Genomic DNA, 15926 nt, shown 5'->3' on the forward strand with positions numbered 1-15926 from the left:
CAAAATATTGCCACTAAAAAGGCTTGTTTTCTATTTTTATGCGAATAATCTTGTAATTCTTACAACAAATCGACGACAGGCACTTTCCAATGACTCTTCGTATCGCAATCAATGGTTTTGGCCGTATCGGCCGCAATGTCCTGCGCGCACTGTATACCCAAGGCTACCGCCAGGATTTGCAGATCGTCGCCATCAATGACCTGGGCGACAGTTCGATCAACGCCCACCTGCTCAAATACGACACCGTACATGGCACATTCGAAGCAGAGGTTGCCCACGATCAGGAAAGCCTGACCGTCAATGGTGACCGGATTGCCGTCAGTGCCATTCGTAACCCAGCCGACCTGCCGTGGGCTGCGCACAAGATCGACGTGGTGTTCGAATGCACCGGTCTGTTCACCGACCGTGACAAAGCTGCCGCCCATATTAGCGCCGGCGCGCGCAAGGTGATCATCTCGGCCCCGGCCAAAGGCGCCGATGCCACCGTGGTTTACGGTGTGAACCATGACATTTTGCGTCAATCCCACCAGATCATCTCCAACGCATCCTGCACCACCAACTGCCTGGCGCCTGTGGCTCAGGTGCTGCACCGCGAGCTGGGCATTGAAAGCGGCCTGATGACCACCATTCACGCCTACACCAACGACCAGAACCTGACTGACGTCTACCACACCGACCCGTACCGCGCGCGCTCGGCCACCCAGAACATGATCCCGAGCAAGACCGGCGCCGCTGAAGCAGTGGACCTGGTGCTGCCGGAACTGGCGGGCAAGCTGACCGGCATGGCGGTGCGTGTACCGGTGATCAACGTGTCGCTGGTTGACCTGACCGTGCAGCTGAAAAAAGAAGCCACGGCCGAGCAGGTCAACGCACTGCTCAAGGAAGCCAGTCAGCACTCGACAATCCTCGGCTACAACACCCTTCCGCTGGTTTCCAGTGACTTCAACCATAACCCGCTGTCGTCGATTTTCGATGCCAATCACACCAAGGTCAGCGGTAAATTGCTGAAAGTGCTGGCTTGGTACGACAACGAGTGGGGCTTCTCCAACCGGATGCTGGATAACTGCTTGGCGCTGTGTAACGCCGAGTAATTGGCCAATGCAGATCCCCTGTGGGAGCTGGCTTGCCTGCGATAGCATCGCCTCGGTGTGATTGAAATACCGAGGTGTCTGCATCGCGGGCAAGCCGGGCTCCCACAGGGTTCTTCGCCCCCTCTCAACGTGCCACTTGCCATTTTGGTTGATGATAAGCATTATCATTAACTGCAAATCGATCTGGTAGCACTGTGAGCCAATCTCGCTTCAACCATGTCTTTCTCACCCAACGGGTGATTCTGCTACGTACCTTGCAGCGGATGGTGAATAACCCCAGCACTGCCGAGGACCTGTTGCAGGAAACCTACCTGCGCGTCACCCGGGCCCTCAGCGAGCGGCCGATCGACCACCTCGAACCCTTCGTCTACCAGACGGCGCGCAACCTGGCGCTGGACCACCTGCGCTCGCGCAAAATCCAGGCGCGCACGTTGCAGGAAGATGTCCCACTGAACGTGCTGCAAAGCGTCGCCGCCCCTATCAGCACGCCCGAAGACGCGACCCAGGCCGAGCAATTGCTCGAACACCTGAGTGTCAGCCTCGGCCAGTTGAGCGCCCGTCAACAGCAGATTTTCATCCTCAGCCGCCTGCACGGTTGCAGCTACCAGGAGATTGCCGACCAGTTGCAAGTGTCCTTGAGCACCGTACAAAAGGAACTGAAATTGATCATGGCCATCTGTGTAGGTGTGGCCGAACGGCTGGATCAGCCTTAAGCTGCACCTGACAGAGGTATCGATCCAGGCTGTAGGAAAGATGAATAGAACGTGGCGAAGACCCGAGGAACACCGTGACGGACCCGAATAAACTGCGCCCCCATGAGCTGGCTCATGAGGTGTTGCAAGACACGGTTATGGACCAGGCCCTCGACTGGCTGATCGCCTTGCAGTGCCCGCAACCCGGGCAACAGGCCGAGTTCGACGCCTGGCTGGCCAGCGACCCGGCGCATCTGCACGCCTTCAACAAAGCCCAGGCTGCTTGGGGCGGCGCGCCGGTACACAGCGCCGCCGTGGCCTTGGCGGCGCCGCGTAAACCGAGCACCTGGCGCCGGATCAAACCGCATTGGAAACCCTTGGCCACCGCCGCCGTGCTGCTGATCGGCCTGTTCAGCTTCAGCAACCTACCCGTGCGCCTGCAAGCCGACCATCTCACGGTGGTCGGCGAACGTCAGCGCGTGCAGTTGGACGATGGCGCTAAAGTGTTGCTGAATACCAACTCGGCATTTTCCAGCAGCATCAAGGACCACCAGCGCATCGCTCGCCTGTACCAGGGCGAGGCGTTTTTCGAAATTGCGCCCAACCGCGGTCTGCCGCTTGAGATCGATGCCGGCCCGGTGCGCGCCAGCGTGCGCGACACTGACTTCGCCGTGCGCTACCTCAACGGCGAGGCGCAAGTGCAGGTGCAGCGCGGTGACGTCGACCTGAGCAACACCTTCGACGATGCCCGCGTGCGCCTGCGCGCCGGTGAGAGCATCCGTATCGGCCCCAAAGGCTTTGGCCAGCCCGCCAAGCTGGACGTGAGCAAGGACCTGGCCTGGGTCCAGGGCCGGCTGGTGTTCGAAAATTGCCCGATGAGCGAAGTGCTTGCCGAATTGCGCCGCTACTACCCGGGCTGGATCGTCAACACCAATGACAAGCTCGCCAGCACCGCCGTCACCGGCAACTACCGCCTCGACCAGCCCCTGGACGTGGTGCGCTCGCTGGCGCACATCACCTCGGCCAATCTCTCGGAATACCCGGCGCTGGTCATCTTGAACTAAATGAGAATTATTTTTACTCGAAGGTAACCGGCAGTACGTCTCGTTATAGCCAATGCAACTGATTCCTATTTGATTCGGTTCGCAACTATAAGATTCGTACCTCCGGAGCGCTCTCGATGTCCTCTCGTTTCAACCGCCGGTCTTCTTCGCCCGTCCTGTCCTTGCTGACCGCCGCGATCCTGTTGGCCAGCGCGCCCGTGATGGCCGCCACCGCCACCGCTGCCGAGCCGGTCGCCCGCAGCCACGGCAACTACACCTTCAGCATCGAGCAGCAGCCGCTGGTCTCAGCACTTAATGCATTTACTGCGGTGACCGGCTGGCAAGTCGGCCTGCCGGCGGAGCTGGGCCAGGGTGTGTCGTCCCCTGGCGTACGCGGCCCACTGTCAGCGGAAAAAGCCCTGGACCGGCTGTTGGTGGGGACCAACCTGAACTACCGCAAACTGGGCAATAACAACATCGTGCTGGAAAAACGCGCAGCCGGCAGCGTGCTCAACCTGCAACAGGTGACCATCAGCGCCACGCGTAACGAGCAGGACGTCAACAGTGTGCCGAGCACCGTCAGCGTGCACGACCGCGAAGAGCTAGACCGCCAGAACGTAAATACCATTCGCGAACTGGTGCGCTACGAACCCGGCGTGTCCGTCGGTGGCGCCGGCACCCGCGCCGGCAACGCGGGCTACAACATTCGCGGCATCGACGGCGACCGCATCCTCACCCAGGTGGATGGCGTGGAAGTGCCGGACAACTTCTTCAACGGCCCTTATGCCAAGACCCGCCGCAACTACGTCGACCCGGAAATCGTCAAGCGCGTGGAGATCCTGCGCGGCCCAGCCTCGGCCCTGTATGGCAGCAGCGCCATCGGCGGCGCAGTGAGTTACTTCACCCTCGACCCGGATGACATCATCAAGCCCGGCCAGGACGTCGGCGCCCGCCTGAAAACCGGCTACAGCTCCGCCGATGAAAGCTGGCTGACCTCCGGCACCGTCGCCGGCCGCGTGCAGGACGTCGACGGTTTGCTGCACCTGAGCCAGCGCAACGGCCACGAAATGGAGTCCTACGATGGCAACAACGCCACCGGCCTGGCCCGCACCGGCGCCAACCCGGAAGATGCGCGCACCACCAATATCCTCGCCAAGTTGGGCTGGAATTACGGCGATGACAACCGACTGGGCCTGACGTACGAGAAGTTCAAGGATGATCGCGACGTAAACCTGAAAAACGCCGTGGGCGGCCCGTTTATCGGTGGTCGGGGGATGAATCTGTACCGCGCCCGCTCGGGCAACGACACCATCACCCGTGAACGCTTCGGCCTGGAAAACACCTTCGCCCTCGAATCACCGATGGCCGATCGCATCAAAACCAGCCTCAATTACCAGATCGCCAAGACCGACCAGACCACCGCCGAGATCTACCAGGCCGGTCGTCGCGTGTTGCGCACCCGCGACACGCTTTACGAAGAAAAACAGTGGGTCTTCGACGCCCAACTGGACAAGGCTTTCAGCCTCGGTGAAACCGATCACCACGTCACCTACGGCACCACACTCAAGCAGCAGAAAGTCACCGGCTCCCGCGAAGGTTCAGCCTCCTGCCTCGCCGTCGGTTCGGGTTGCACGGCCATCGGCGCGCCCAGCCCCTCCGCCGGCGACAGTGTAAAAAAGGCCAGTGACTTCCCGGACCCAACCATCAACACCTACTCGCTGTTCGCACAGGACCAGATCAGCTGGGACAAATGGACCTTCCTGCCTGCTGTGCGCTACGACTACACCCAGCTCAAGCCGAAGCTGACCCAGGAATTCCTCAACACCGTCAACCCGACCGGCAAGGACCCGGTCAGCGACAAGGAAAAAATCTGGCACCGTGTGACGCCCAAGTTCGGCCTGACCTACGCGCTGACCGATCAATACACCTGGTTCGGTCAATACGCCGAGGGTTTCCGCACCCCGTCAGCCAAGGCGCTGTACGGACGCTTTGAAAACCTCAACCTGGGCTACACCGTCGAGCCTAATCCTGACCTGAAGCCGGAAACCAGCAAAGGCATCGAAACCGGGATTCGCGGCAAGTTCGACGAGGGTTCCTTCGACATCGCGGTGTTCTACAACAAGTACCGCGACTTTATCGACGAAGACAACGCCGTGGTCGGCGGCACTGTCGAACAGTTCCAGGCCGTGAATATCAAGCGTGCCACCATTAAAGGCGCAGAGGCCAAGGGCCGTTTAAACCTGGATGCATTCGGCGCACCGCAGGGCTTGTACACCCAAGGTTCGATCTCCTACGCCTACGGCCGTAACGACGACAACGGCGAGGCGCTGAACAGCGTCAACCCGCTCAAGGGCGTGTTCGGCCTGGGTTACGATCAGGACACCTATGGTGGGCTGCTGAGCTGGACCCTGGTGAAAAAGCAGAACCGCGTCGACAGCACGACCTTCCACGCCCCCGACGGCGACACCAACGGCCCGTTCAAGACGCCAGGCTTCGGCGTCTTCGACCTGACCGCCTATTACAAAGTCACCAACGACGTGACCCTCAACGGCGGCCTCTACAACCTCACCGACAAAAAATACTGGAACTGGGATGACGTGCGCAGCTACGACAGCGTCGGCGAAGCCGCTGTGACCGGCCCGGCCAACCTCGACCGCCTGACCCAGCCCGGGCGCAACTTCGCGATCAACCTGATCTGGGACATCTGACAGCACTTCACCCAAATGCCGTCCCTTACCTCGCCAGCATTGCAGCGGCGAGGTGAGGATTTTTTACTGTGCCGCGTCTTCTTTTTCGTCTAGTTGATAACAGCTCTCTTTAGGGCACCCAGGCGCTACTCTTCTCAAGGACTTTTTTCGATGACCGCTTCCCCTACCGCAGAACGCCCAAGCCTACGCTCCCAGCGCCTGAACCAGATCACCAACGAGCCACACACCAAGCTCGACGCGCTGGTCAAAGCTCACGCCCCATTCGAAACCCAAGCTAACTTCGCCCGCTTCGTGGTCGCGCAGTACCTGTTCCAATCGGAACTGGTGGCCCTGTACAACGACCCTGAGCTGATCAAGATCGTCCCGGACTTGGCTGAGCGCTGCCGCGCCGACGCCGCCAAGCTGGACCTGAGCGACCTGGACACCGACGTGCCTGCACCGGTCGCCGGCGCCGTGAAGAACCCGAGCAAGGCGCAAGCCTTGGGTTGGCTGTTCGTGTCCGAAGGCTCCAAGCTCGGCGCTGCGTTCCTGATCAAACGCGCCGTGGGCCTGGGCCTGAGCGAAACCTTCGGTGCTCGCCACCTTGGCGAGCCGGCCGGTGGTCGCGCAGAAGGCTGGAAAAGCTTCACCCGCACACTCGATGGCCTGGTATTCAGCGCCGAAGAAGAAGCCGCGGTAGAAAAAGGTGCGATCGACGCGTTTGTGCGCTTCACCGTGCTGCTGGAACAGGCGTACGCTAACGCCCCTGAACTGGCCTGACTGCTGGAATGCGATTAAAAATGTGGGAGCGGCAAGTCGAATCGTCGCCCCGCCGCTCCCACATTTGAATCCCATTTCAAACTGATTTTTGTGATCACCCTACCCATGACCGGCAAAACCCAATCCACCTCAAAAATCGCGCAGATCCTCTTCGGCCTGCTGGCCTACGTCAGCCTGGGCATTGGGTTGGTGGCGATTGTCATACCGGGTTTGCCCACCACCGAATTCATTCTGCTCGCCGCCTGGGCTGCGACCAAAAGCTCGCCGCGCCTGAGCGCTTGGCTGGAAAACCACCGGCTGTTCGGGCCGATCCTGTTCAATTGGCGCAACGGCAAAATCATCGCGCGCCGCGCCAAAGTCAGCGCCACCGTGAGCATGCTGCTGTGTGCCGTCTTGATGCTGGTGATGCTCGATCACGGCTGGCCGATTTACCTGGCGATTGCCGGCATGAGCCTGGGCAACCTGTGGATCTGGTCACGCCCGGAACGGCTTGCAACGCCCGTGTAGCGAGGCGTGTAGTCTTTTACCTACCGCTCATCGCCTTTCCCTCATGAAACATCTCGATGCGCCGATGTTTCGGACATAGCGCCGAATGGAATTGGCTCGCCCAGCTTGCACACCAACAAGACTATTCGCGAGTGAACCTATGTTCGACACCCTCTCCATCCGCTTGAAAATCGTGCTGCTGTCTGGCCTTTGCCTGGTAGGGGTGATTGCGCTGATCATCAGCATCAACCTGTACGAAACCAACCAAAATGATCAACTGATCAGCGATTCAAGCTCGCGAATGCTCACCCAAAGCGTGCAACAGCTGTTGCAAGCCAAAGCCGCCGAGCAAGCAGTGCAATTGCAGAAAACCTTTGGCGAAAATCTGGCAGTGGTCACAGCACTGGCCGATCAGGTCAAGGACCTGCGCGCCCTCGCCAGCAAACGCTCGCTGGAACCGAGCGCCCTGCGTGAGGAACTCAACCAAAGTCTTAAAACCGCGTTCGAACGCAACAGCAAGGTGCTGGGGATCTGGCTGTCGTTCGAACCTAACGGTCTGGATGGTAAGGACAGCGAGTTTGTCGACGATAAAGCCCGCGTCTCCAACGAAAAAGGCCGCTTCTCCAGCTACTGGAGCCGCGCCGCTGGAGATGGCCTGAACACGGTAATGGTCGAGGACGACCTGACCAAGACCACCCCCAACCTCAGCGGTACGCCCTACAACATCTGGTACACCTGCCCACGGGACACGCGCAACGTTTGTCTGCTTGACCCGTATTCCGATGAAGTGGCCGGCAAACAGGTGCTGATGACCACCATCTCCCTGCCGTTGATCGTCGACGGTAAAGTCATCGGTGTTATCGGTATCGATATCGCCCTCAATACCCTGCAAGCCTCGTCGGATGCCGCCCAGAAAGAACTGTTCGACGGCGCGGCGCACCTGGAGATTATCTCCAGCACCGGCTTGATTGCGGCCTACAGCGGTGACCCGGCCCGAGTCGGCAAAAACCTGATGGACACCCTCGGTGCCGAGGGCAAAGAGATTGTGCAGTTGTTGGCCAACGACACGCGCACGATCCGCGAGCAAGACGACACGATTCGCACCGTGTACCCGGTCAAGCCGATTGCCGACGCCAAGTCCTGGGGCATCGTGATCAAACTGCCCAAGAGCGTGATGCTTGCCGACACCTTGAAACTGCAAGGCGTACTCGACAAAGCCCAGGCTGCCGGCACGCTCAAAGCCTTGCTGGTCGGTGCCGCCGCCGCACTGCTGGGCTTGCTGCTGATCTGGCTGACCGCCACCGGCGTGACCCGCCCGATCAATACCGTGGCCGCGATGCTCAAGAACATCGCCAGCGGCGAAGGCGACCTCACCCAGCGCCTGACCTACGCCAAAAAAGACGAATTGGGCGAGCTGGCGAACTGGTTCAACCGCTTCCTCGACAAGCTGCAACCGACCATCGCGCAGATCAAGCAAAGCATCACCGAGGCACGTGGCACGGCGGATCAGTCGTCCGCCATCGCGCGCCAGACCAGCGAAGGCATGCAGGTGCAGTTCCGCGAGATCGACCAGGTCGCCACCGCCTCCAACGAAATGAGCGCCACCGCCCACGAAGTAGCCAGCAGCGCCTCCAACGCCGCCAGCGCAGCACGCGGGGCGGACCAGTCGGCGCGTGACGGCATGGCGATCATTGAACAGAGCACCCGCGACATCACCACCCTCGCCGAAGAAGTCAGCAAGGCCGTAGGCGAAGTGGAAGCCCTGGCGGTGAACAGCGAACAGATCGGCTCGGTGCTGGAAGTGATCCGCAGCATTGCCGAACAGACCAACCTGCTGGCACTCAACGCCGCCATCGAAGCGGCGCGCGCCGGAGAAAGCGGACGGGGTTTTGCGGTCGTGGCCGACGAGGTACGCAACCTGGCCAAACGCACTCAGGATTCGGTGGAAGAGATTCGCCTGGTGATCGAGCGCATCCAGAGCGGCACCCGTGGCGTGGTGGCGACCATGCATTCCAGCCAGCACCAAGCCCAGAGCAATGCCGGGCAGATCCATCAAGCGGTGCAAGCGCTAGGCAAGATCAGCGATGCGGTGACGGTGATCAGCGACATGAACCTGCAAATCGCCAGCGCCGCCGAACAACAGAGCGCCGTGGCCGAAGAGGTCAACCGCAACGTCTCGGCGATCCGCACCGTGACCGAAACCCTTACCAGCCAGGCCACCGAGTCGGCGGCGATCAGCAGCCAACTGAACGCCTTGGCCAGCCAGCAGATGAAGCTGATGGATCAGTTCAAGGTGTAACGCCACTCCTGAAACCAATGAGGGGCAAATGTGGGAGCGGGCTTGCTCGCTCCCACATTTAGATCACTGTTGTTCTAAAGGCCAGTCCAAGCCTGAACAAACGCCGCCACATCTTCCTTCGGCGCAGTACGCGGCGGGTTCTGCGGCGTGCCCAAGTAAAGGAAGCCAATCACTTCCTCGCCCTCCGTCAGCCCCAGGCCTTTAGCCACGTGGGCCGAATAGGACAACTCCCCCGTGCGCCACACTGCACCAATCCCCTGGGCGTAAGCCGCCAGCAGAATACCGTGGGCCGCACACGCGGCCGCCAGCAGTTGCTCGGATTTCGGCACTTTGAAATGCGCTTGCAAGCGAGCAATCACCACCACCACCAGCGGCGCGCGCAACGGGCCGTTCTGCGCCTTGTCGATGGCTGCTTGCGGGGCGTCGGCGTCCTGCAGGCGCGCAGCTTCGGCTAACAGCGTGCCCATCTGCTCGCGGGCGGCGCCTTCTACGGTAAGGAAACGCCATGGGCGCAACTGGCCGTGGTCCGGCGCACGCATGGCGGCGGCGAATAGCAGATCGCGCTGCTCCTGGGTCGGTGCCGGTTCCAGCAAACGCGGCACGGAAACACGGTTGAGCAAAGCGTCGAGAGCCTGCATTGGCCACCTCCAGAGAAAAATGTGCAGCCATTCTAGCGGGAATGAATCGGATTCGACCAAACGATAATTGCTCTTATTCAATCCGCCCCGCCCTGTTAGACTTTGCGGCCTAATTTTGGCCATCGCTTCAGGAATCTTGATGTTCCGTTCGCTATTTCGCCTGTCCGCAGCATTGATGGCTTTGAGCCTGGCTGCCTGCGATGACGCTCCCCGCTTCACTAAGGCAGAGCCTGGTGAAGCGCGGGCCGGCGGCGCGACGACGGTGAACAAGCGCGACCAGAACGCCTTTTCCCTGCCCTCGGCGAACCTGGCGCCCACCCGCCGCCTGGACTTCAGCGTCGGCAACAGCTTTTTTCGCAGCCCGTGGGTGATCGCGCCGTCCACCACCACCGCGCGTGATGGCCTCGGCCCGCTGTTCAATACCAACGCCTGCCAGAACTGCCATATCAAGGACGGCCGTGGCCATCCGCCGCTGCCCGATGCGCCTAATGCGGTGTCGATGCTGGTGCGCCTCTCCATCCCGGATACACCCGCCCTCGCCAAGCTTATCGAGCAGGTCGGCGTAGTGCCCGAACCGGTCTACGGCGGGCAATTGCAAGACATGGCCGTGCCGGGCGTAGTGCCGGAAGGCAAAGTGCGGGTCGACTACACACCGGTTAACGTGGCGTTCAAGGACGGCACCGTGGTCGAACTGCGCAAGCCGGCCCTGCAAATCACCCAGCTCGGCTACGGCCCGATGCACCCGGAGACACTCTTCTCAGCGCGCATCGCCCCGCCGATGATCGGCTTGGGCCTGCTCGAAGCCATCAGCGACGCCGATGTGCTGCGCAACACTGACCCAAAAACGGCCGACAAAGAAGCCCTCGTGGGCCGCGCCAATTGGGTCTGGGATGACGCCCAGCAGAAAACCGTGCTCGGGCGCTTCGGCTGGAAGGCCGGGCAACCCAACCTCAATCAACAAAATGTTCACGCGTTTTCTGGTGATATGGGCCTCACCACGTCCCTGAGACCCTTTGATGACTGCACCGACGCCCAAGTCGCCTGCAAACAGGCCCCCAACGGCAACGGCCCCGATGGCGAGCCGGAAGTCAGCGATAACATCCTGCGCCTGGTGCTGTTCTACACCCGCAACCTGGCCGTGCCGGTGCGCCGTGGCGTCAACACGCCGCAGGTGCTGGCCGGGAAAAACCTGTTCTACCAAGCCGGTTGCCAGGGCTGCCATAAGCCGACGTTTACCACGGCCGCCAACGCCGCCGAACCCGAACTGGCCAACCAAGTGATTCGCCCCTACAGCGACCTGCTGTTGCACGACATGGGCCCAGGCCTTGCCGACAACCGCAGCGAATTCAAGGCCGGTGGCCGCGACTGGCGTACCCCGCCGTTGTGGGGCATTGGCTTGACGCAAACCGTCAGTGGCCACACTCAATTTTTGCATGATGGCCGCGCCCGCAACCTGCTCGAAGCCGTGCTGTGGCATGGCGGTGAAGCACAAACGGCGCAGCAGCATGTGTTGTCCTTTAATGCCGAGCAACGTGCCGCGTTGCTGGCGTTCCTGAATTCTTTATAAGCTTTGCCCCACTTACAGAAGGGAGCTCGACATGTTTCGTCCCAAGTTGTTGTTCACCAGCCTTGCCGCCCTCGCCCTCGGCGCCTGCTCGCCCCAGGACCCGCAAGCGGTGACCTCGGCGGCCATCGCCAAGCAAGTGATCCTGCCGACCTACAGCCGCTGGGTTGAAGCCGACCGCCAACTGGCCGTCAGCGCCCTCGCCTACTGCCAGGGCAAGGAAAGCCTGGAGACCGCCCGCGCCGACTTCCTCCACGCGCAAAAAGCCTGGGCCGAGTTGCAGCCGCTGCTGATCGGCCCGCTGGCCGAGGGCAACCGCTCGTGGCAAGTGCAGTTCTGGCCGGACAAGAAAAACCTGGTGGGCCGCCAGGTTGAACAGCTGGTCATCGCCCAGCCGCAGATCGACAGCGCCGCCTTGGCCAAATCCAGCGTCGTAGTACAAGGCCTGTCGGCCTACGAATACATCCTCTACGACGCCAAGACCGACATCGCCGACGAAGCCCAGAAAGCCCGTTACTGCCCGCTGCTGGTGGCCATTGGCGAGCGCCAGAAAGCCCTGGCCGAAGAGATCCTGGCCAGCTGGAACAGCACCGACGGCATGCTCGCGCAGATGACCAAGTTTCCGAACCAGCGCTACGCCGACTCCCACGAAGCCATCGCCGATCTGCTGCGTGTGCAAGTGACCGCGCTGGACACCCTGAAGAAAAAACTCGGCACGCCGATGGGTCGCCAGACCAAGGGCATTGCGCAGCCGTTCCAGGCCGATGCATGGCGCAGCCAGTCGTCCCTGCAAAGCCTGCAAGCGAGCCTAGCCGCCGCCCAGACCGTGTGGGCCGGGGTCGACAACAAAGGCCTGCGTGGCCTGCTGCCTTCGGACCAGAAGCCATTGGCCGACAAGATCGACGCCGCCTATGCCGCGTCGCTGAAGCTGTTCGCCGCCAACCCGCGCACGCTGAATGAATTGTTGGCCGACGATGCCGGGCGCCAGCAGCTCAACGACCTCTACGACAGCCTCAACGTGGTCCACCGCCTGCACGAAGGTGAGCTGGCCAAGGCGCTGGGCATCCAACTGGGCTTTAACGCCAACGACGGTGACTGATGATGCTCAGGCGACAGGCTTTGGCGATTGGCAGCGTGCTGCTCAGCGCACTCACGTTGGGCGGCTGGACGTTGTTCAAGCAGAAGGGGTTGAAAGGCCCGCTGCTGCTGTCGGCGCGCGATGATGCGGACGGAAAACACTACGCCGTCGGCTACCAGTTGGACGGCAAGCAGGTGTTTGCCACCCAGGTCGGCCAGCGCTGCCACGACATCATCAACCACCCGACGCTGCCGATTGCGCTGTTCGTCGCCCGTCGCCCGGGCACCGAGAGTTACCTGATCAACCTGCGTGATGGCACGCTGCTGCAGACCATCGCCTCGAATGCCAACCGCCATTTTTATGGGCATGCGGTGATCCACAAGAGCGGCGACTGGCTGTATGCGACCGAGAACGACACGTCCGACCCGGGCCGTGGGTTGTTGGGTGTGTATAAGTTCGAAGGTGAGCGGCTGGTGCACACGGGGGAGATTTCCACTCACGGTATCGGCCCGCATCAAGTGTCGTGGATGCCTGACGGTGAGACCTTGGTGGTGGCCAACGGCGGGATTCGCACCGAGGCTGAAAGCCGGGTGGAGATGAACCTCAATGCCATGGCGCCGAGCCTTGTCTTGATGCATCGCGATGGCAGCCTGATCAGCAAGGAAACCCTGGGCCAGCAGATGAACAGCGTGCGTCATATGGGGATTGCCAGCGACGGCACTATTCTCACGGGGCAGCAGTTTATGGGGGCGTCGCAGGAGCGCTCCGAGTTGCTGGCGATCAAGCGGCCGGGGCAGCCGTTTGTGGCGTTCCCGGTGGCGGATGAGCAGTTGCAGGCGATGGGGCATTACACCGCCAGTGTCGCGGTGCACAGTGAGTTGCGGTTGGTGGCGTTGACGGCGCCGCGGGGGAATCGGTTTTTTATCTGGGACATGGACAGTGGTGAGCTGCGCCTGGATGGGCCGTTGCCCGACTGCGCCGGGGTGGGTGCGGTGGCGGATGGGTTTGTGGTGACTTCAGGCCAGGGGCGTTGCCGGTTTTATAACTGCCGGCAGACGCCGTTGGTCGCTAAGCCGTTGGAATTGCCTTCGGGGTTTTGGGATAACCATTTGCATCTGGTTTGACGTTGTTGGGGTTGGGGTTGGGGCTGGGGGTATATCCGTTGCTGCGGTAACGGCGTCTATTGGTTCCGCCCTTACGGCGGCTCACTTTTGGAAAGACCCAAAAGTAAGCAAAAGGTCTTCGCCCCACCACTCGGCACCTCGCTTAGGCTCGGTGTGCCCTCACGCAGGCTTTGGACCGTGGGCCGCCGCCATGGGCCATCCTTGGCCCATCGCGGCTAAACCGGCGTCCTGCCGGTTTACCCCCGCTCCAAAGCCTGCGTTCGGCCAGCGTGGTTTAACGGGGCGCCTCAGATCAAGATCAAAAGCACGGCGGCCTAGTAGCCTACCTGAGTGGTTAAATCAAAAGCGAAGCCGAGGCGGCCTGACAGCCGACCTGATAGTGGAAGCTGAAACTCAATCAACTGTGGGAGCTGGCTTGCCTGCGATGCAGACACCTCGGTCCATCAAGTACACCGAGTTGATGCCATCGCAGGCAAGCCAGCTCCCACAGAAAAGCAAAGCACTGCGGTACTGGCAGCCGAACTCGGTCAAAAATGTGGGAGCGGGCTTGCTCGCTCCCACACTTGGATCTCAGTACATCAGGCAGAGAGTGTGCTGCCGTGTTTTTGCTCTGCTTTTGCTTCTACCACTCAGGTCGGCTACTAGGCCGCCGTGCTCTGCTTTTGATCTCGATCTGACAGGCCCCGTTAACCACGATTACCGCAGCAACGGATATGTATCTCCCCCCCACACACAAAAAAAGGGCCTCGCATCGCAAGGCCCTTTCCCGGGGGTTTGAATCGTTTCAACTCTGCGGCCTCATGCCCTGAGACATCCCAAACATGAACAACAACAAATCATGATCAGGCTTGACCGCCACACTCGCCTTTGCGACACGCGGCAACAGGCATTGCCCGCTACCTTGCACCGCGCTGAGCACTTGTGTGCGAGGCTGTTCCCACGCAGCCAGCGCGAGGGCTGCTATGCCCAACGCCCCGACCAGGAACAAACCTCGTGCTATTTCTAGCTTCATCTGGTTAAACCCTTGATAGCGCTGCCAAACGCCGTTTCATAAAAGTAGCTGAGTTTTTTCCAGTCAGTGTCACTCCACGACGAATGGCGCCGCAGTTGCTGCATGTCGTGGGACGCCGCCCGATAAGCGGTCAAACGCTGACGGCATTTCTCAAAATCCAACAACGCCACTTCCACATTGGCCGAGTCGCCCTCGCCCGTCACCCGTAAGAAGATGTGTTTGATATACAGGCAACCGTGCTGCCAGCGGCCCTTGTGCATACGTGCCAGGGTGCCCGCCACTTCCTTGAGCACACGCTCGTGGACGCACTCGCCATACTGCTCACGGCCACCGGCGGCGTACCAGTTTTCGATCTCGTCAAAACCATCGAGAGACGCCGTCACCAACAGCGCTTTCCATTGATGTTGCGGATCGCGACGCGCCTCGCAGAACACCAGTTCCGGCACCCGCACATCCAATGCGCGCAAGCCCTTGAGGGCATCGCGTTCGCGCAACACGGTCGGGCGCCCGAACGGGTGCAGCACACTGCGGTAGATGTGGCCCGTCTGGCGTTTGCTGTAGAGCAAGCGGCCATTAGGGCTCATCACACGTTGCACACCGCTTTCACCACCGCGTCGGCGGTTGGGTTCTTCAACCCACTCGCCCTGTTGGCGCCAAAAATAATCAAAGCGTTCTTCGGGAGCTACATGACTGCCTGCTATGCACTCAACTGCCATCCTGTTACCTCTTACGCAATACATACACTCGCCACATGGCGTACAGCGGTATGAAGTCCAGGGATTCCTGAACACGGAAACCGGCCTGCTCGAACTCTGCCTCAACAGTAGCAGCCGGTAACACGAACCGGTTTTGGTAACCTCCCTGCTCACCTTTACTGCGACGTTTCACTTCGGCACGCTTGCGTTTCCAGGCCTTGAAATTGCCGTCCACCCAAAGCGAAATAATCACGCTGTCACGGGTAACCCGCTGAAATTCCCGCAGTATCGCCAGCCGGTGCTCCGGTTCACCAATGTAGTGCATCAAGCGCATGCAGAAGATGCTGTCGACCGAGTTATCCGGCAAATCGATATCAAAAGCAGATGTCTGCAAGGGGCGTACCCGTTTCACCACGTCCGCCGGCTGAGCGGCGGTCGCGACCTTCAACATCGACTCGGAATTGTCAGCCCCGATAATCACACGGTTGGGTTTTTCAGCCAGCAGCGGCCAGAAACGCCCGGCCCCGCAAGGCAAGTCCAACACCAGGCCTGGCTCGCCGGCCATAGCCAGTGCGCCGCGCGCCAATTGCTCGTCTCGTTTGTGGGACAACCGGCGAGCCAGATTGTCCTGATGTTTGAGCAAATAATTCTTCGCGTGCTGATCGTCGTACTTTTCAGAAAAATCGAGCTTGATAGGGGTAGACATCAACGGATCTCCAGTAGCTGTTGCCTACAAC

At 60.6% G+C, this 15926-nt stretch carries 14 protein-coding genes and 1 pseudogene; 11 read left to right on the forward strand and 4 right to left on the reverse strand.

What is annotated here, in order from left to right:
* The first annotated feature begins 89 nt into the window (after positions 1-89).
* From gap to ACI77I_RS08190, 8 genes and pseudogenes are all read left to right on the forward strand, one after another.
* Positions 90-1091, forward strand: a complete 1002-nt coding sequence (gene gap / locus ACI77I_RS08155) for a type I glyceraldehyde-3-phosphate dehydrogenase (RefSeq protein ID WP_406997297.1) — start codon at positions 90-92, stop codon at positions 1089-1091.
* A 194-nt stretch (positions 1092-1285) separates the two neighbouring features.
* Positions 1286-1804, forward strand: a complete 519-nt coding sequence (locus tag ACI77I_RS08160; protein WP_094952654.1) for an RNA polymerase sigma factor — start codon at positions 1286-1288, stop codon at positions 1802-1804.
* A gap of 74 nt (positions 1805-1878) precedes the next feature.
* On the forward strand, positions 1879-2847 hold the full coding sequence (locus ACI77I_RS08165; protein WP_406997298.1) for a FecR family protein: 969 nt from the start codon (positions 1879-1881) through the stop codon (positions 2845-2847).
* Positions 2848-2963: 116 nt separating this feature from the next.
* Positions 2964-5534 (forward strand): TonB-dependent receptor, encoded by a 2571-nt coding sequence (locus ACI77I_RS08170; protein WP_406997299.1) that lies wholly within the window; start codon positions 2964-2966, stop codon positions 5532-5534.
* A 150-nt stretch (positions 5535-5684) separates the two neighbouring features.
* Entirely contained in the window at positions 5685-6293 is a 609-nt protein-coding gene (locus ACI77I_RS08175; RefSeq protein WP_263273918.1) for a biliverdin-producing heme oxygenase, read from the forward strand.
* A 105-nt stretch (positions 6294-6398) separates the two neighbouring features.
* Complete coding sequence (locus ACI77I_RS08180) at positions 6399-6800, forward strand: YbaN family protein (protein WP_094952658.1); 402 nt, start codon at positions 6399-6401, stop codon at positions 6798-6800.
* Positions 6801-7080: 280 nt separating this feature from the next.
* A pseudogene (locus ACI77I_RS08185) lies at positions 7081-8220 on the forward strand (HAMP domain-containing protein); the annotation flags it as partial.
* A 102-nt stretch (positions 8221-8322) separates the two neighbouring features.
* Positions 8323-9078 carry a methyl-accepting chemotaxis protein gene (locus tag ACI77I_RS08190; RefSeq protein ID WP_371917706.1) on the forward strand — a complete coding sequence of 252 codons (756 nt, stop codon included), beginning with the start codon at positions 8323-8325 and terminating at the stop codon, positions 9076-9078.
* Between the two features lie 74 nt (positions 9079-9152).
* Here the strand turns inward: ACI77I_RS08190 and ACI77I_RS08195 are convergent, their stop codons facing one another.
* Positions 9153-9716 carry an NAD(P)H nitroreductase gene (locus ACI77I_RS08195; protein WP_094952660.1) on the reverse strand — a complete coding sequence of 188 codons (564 nt, stop codon included), beginning with the start codon at positions 9714-9716 and terminating at the stop codon, positions 9153-9155.
* Positions 9717-9855: 139 nt separating this feature from the next.
* On the opposite strand from ACI77I_RS08195, the gene ACI77I_RS08200 reads away from it, so the two are divergent.
* The 3 genes from ACI77I_RS08200 to ACI77I_RS08210 are packed head-to-tail and all read left to right on the forward strand — an operon-like array spanning position 9856 to position 13482.
* On the forward strand, positions 9856-11283 hold the full coding sequence (locus tag ACI77I_RS08200; RefSeq protein WP_094952661.1) for a di-heme oxidoredictase family protein: 1428 nt from the start codon (positions 9856-9858) through the stop codon (positions 11281-11283).
* Between the two features lie 31 nt (positions 11284-11314).
* Complete coding sequence (locus ACI77I_RS08205; RefSeq protein WP_094952662.1) at positions 11315-12379, forward strand: imelysin family protein; 1065 nt, start codon at positions 11315-11317, stop codon at positions 12377-12379.
* Positions 12380-12381: 2 nt separating this feature from the next.
* Entirely contained in the window at positions 12382-13482 is a 1101-nt protein-coding gene (locus ACI77I_RS08210; RefSeq protein WP_406997331.1) for a DUF1513 domain-containing protein, read from the forward strand.
* Between the two features lie 784 nt (positions 13483-14266).
* On the opposite strand, the gene ACI77I_RS08215 is transcribed toward ACI77I_RS08210, so the two are convergent.
* From ACI77I_RS08215 to ACI77I_RS08225, 3 genes are read right to left on the reverse strand one after another with little or no spacing between them, the layout of a single operon-like run.
* A complete protein-coding gene (locus ACI77I_RS08215; RefSeq protein ID WP_053257809.1) occupies positions 14267-14494 on the reverse strand; it encodes a hypothetical protein in 228 nt (75 codons plus the stop codon).
* Positions 14491-15210 carry a lipopolysaccharide kinase InaA family protein gene (locus ACI77I_RS08220; RefSeq protein ID WP_094952999.1) on the reverse strand — a complete coding sequence of 240 codons (720 nt, stop codon included), beginning with the start codon at positions 15208-15210 and terminating at the stop codon, positions 14491-14493. Before ACI77I_RS08220 ends, ACI77I_RS08215 begins: the two co-directional genes overlap by 4 nt.
* A gap of 4 nt (positions 15211-15214) precedes the next feature.
* A complete protein-coding gene (locus tag ACI77I_RS08225) occupies positions 15215-15895 on the reverse strand; it encodes a class I SAM-dependent methyltransferase (RefSeq protein WP_406997300.1) in 681 nt (226 codons plus the stop codon).
* Positions 15896-15926: the final 31 nt, after the last annotated feature.

Source organism: Pseudomonas sp. D47 (assembly GCF_045447305.1).
GTDB lineage: Bacteria > Pseudomonadota > Gammaproteobacteria > Pseudomonadales > Pseudomonadaceae > Aquipseudomonas.

Coding starts and splice junctions, on each gene's coding strand:
- gap (WP_406997297.1), top strand. CDS start 90: ATGACTCTTCGTATCGCAATCAATGGTTTTGGCCGTATCGGCCGCAAT.
- ACI77I_RS08170 (WP_406997299.1), top strand. CDS start 2,964: ATGTCCTCTCGTTTCAACCGCCGGTCTTCTTCGCCCGTCCTGTCCTTG.
- ACI77I_RS08175 (WP_263273918.1), top strand. CDS start 5,685: ATGACCGCTTCCCCTACCGCAGAACGCCCAAGCCTACGCTCCCAGCGC.
- ACI77I_RS08180 (WP_094952658.1), top strand. CDS start 6,399: ATGACCGGCAAAACCCAATCCACCTCAAAAATCGCGCAGATCCTCTTC.
- ACI77I_RS08190 (WP_371917706.1), top strand. CDS start 8,323: ATGCAGGTGCAGTTCCGCGAGATCGACCAGGTCGCCACCGCCTCCAAC.
- ACI77I_RS08195 (WP_094952660.1), bottom strand. CDS start 9,716: ATGCAGGCTCTCGACGCTTTGCTCAACCGTGTTTCCGTGCCGCGTTTG.
- ACI77I_RS08200 (WP_094952661.1), top strand. CDS start 9,856: ATGTTCCGTTCGCTATTTCGCCTGTCCGCAGCATTGATGGCTTTGAGC.
- ACI77I_RS08205 (WP_094952662.1), top strand. CDS start 11,315: ATGTTTCGTCCCAAGTTGTTGTTCACCAGCCTTGCCGCCCTCGCCCTC.
- ACI77I_RS08210 (WP_406997331.1), top strand. CDS start 12,382: ATGCTCAGGCGACAGGCTTTGGCGATTGGCAGCGTGCTGCTCAGCGCA.
- ACI77I_RS08215 (WP_053257809.1), bottom strand. CDS start 14,494: ATGAAGCTAGAAATAGCACGAGGTTTGTTCCTGGTCGGGGCGTTGGGC.
- ACI77I_RS08220 (WP_094952999.1), bottom strand. CDS start 15,210: ATGGCAGTTGAGTGCATAGCAGGCAGTCATGTAGCTCCCGAAGAACGC.
- ACI77I_RS08225 (WP_406997300.1), bottom strand. CDS start 15,895: ATGTCTACCCCTATCAAGCTCGATTTTTCTGAAAAGTACGACGATCAG.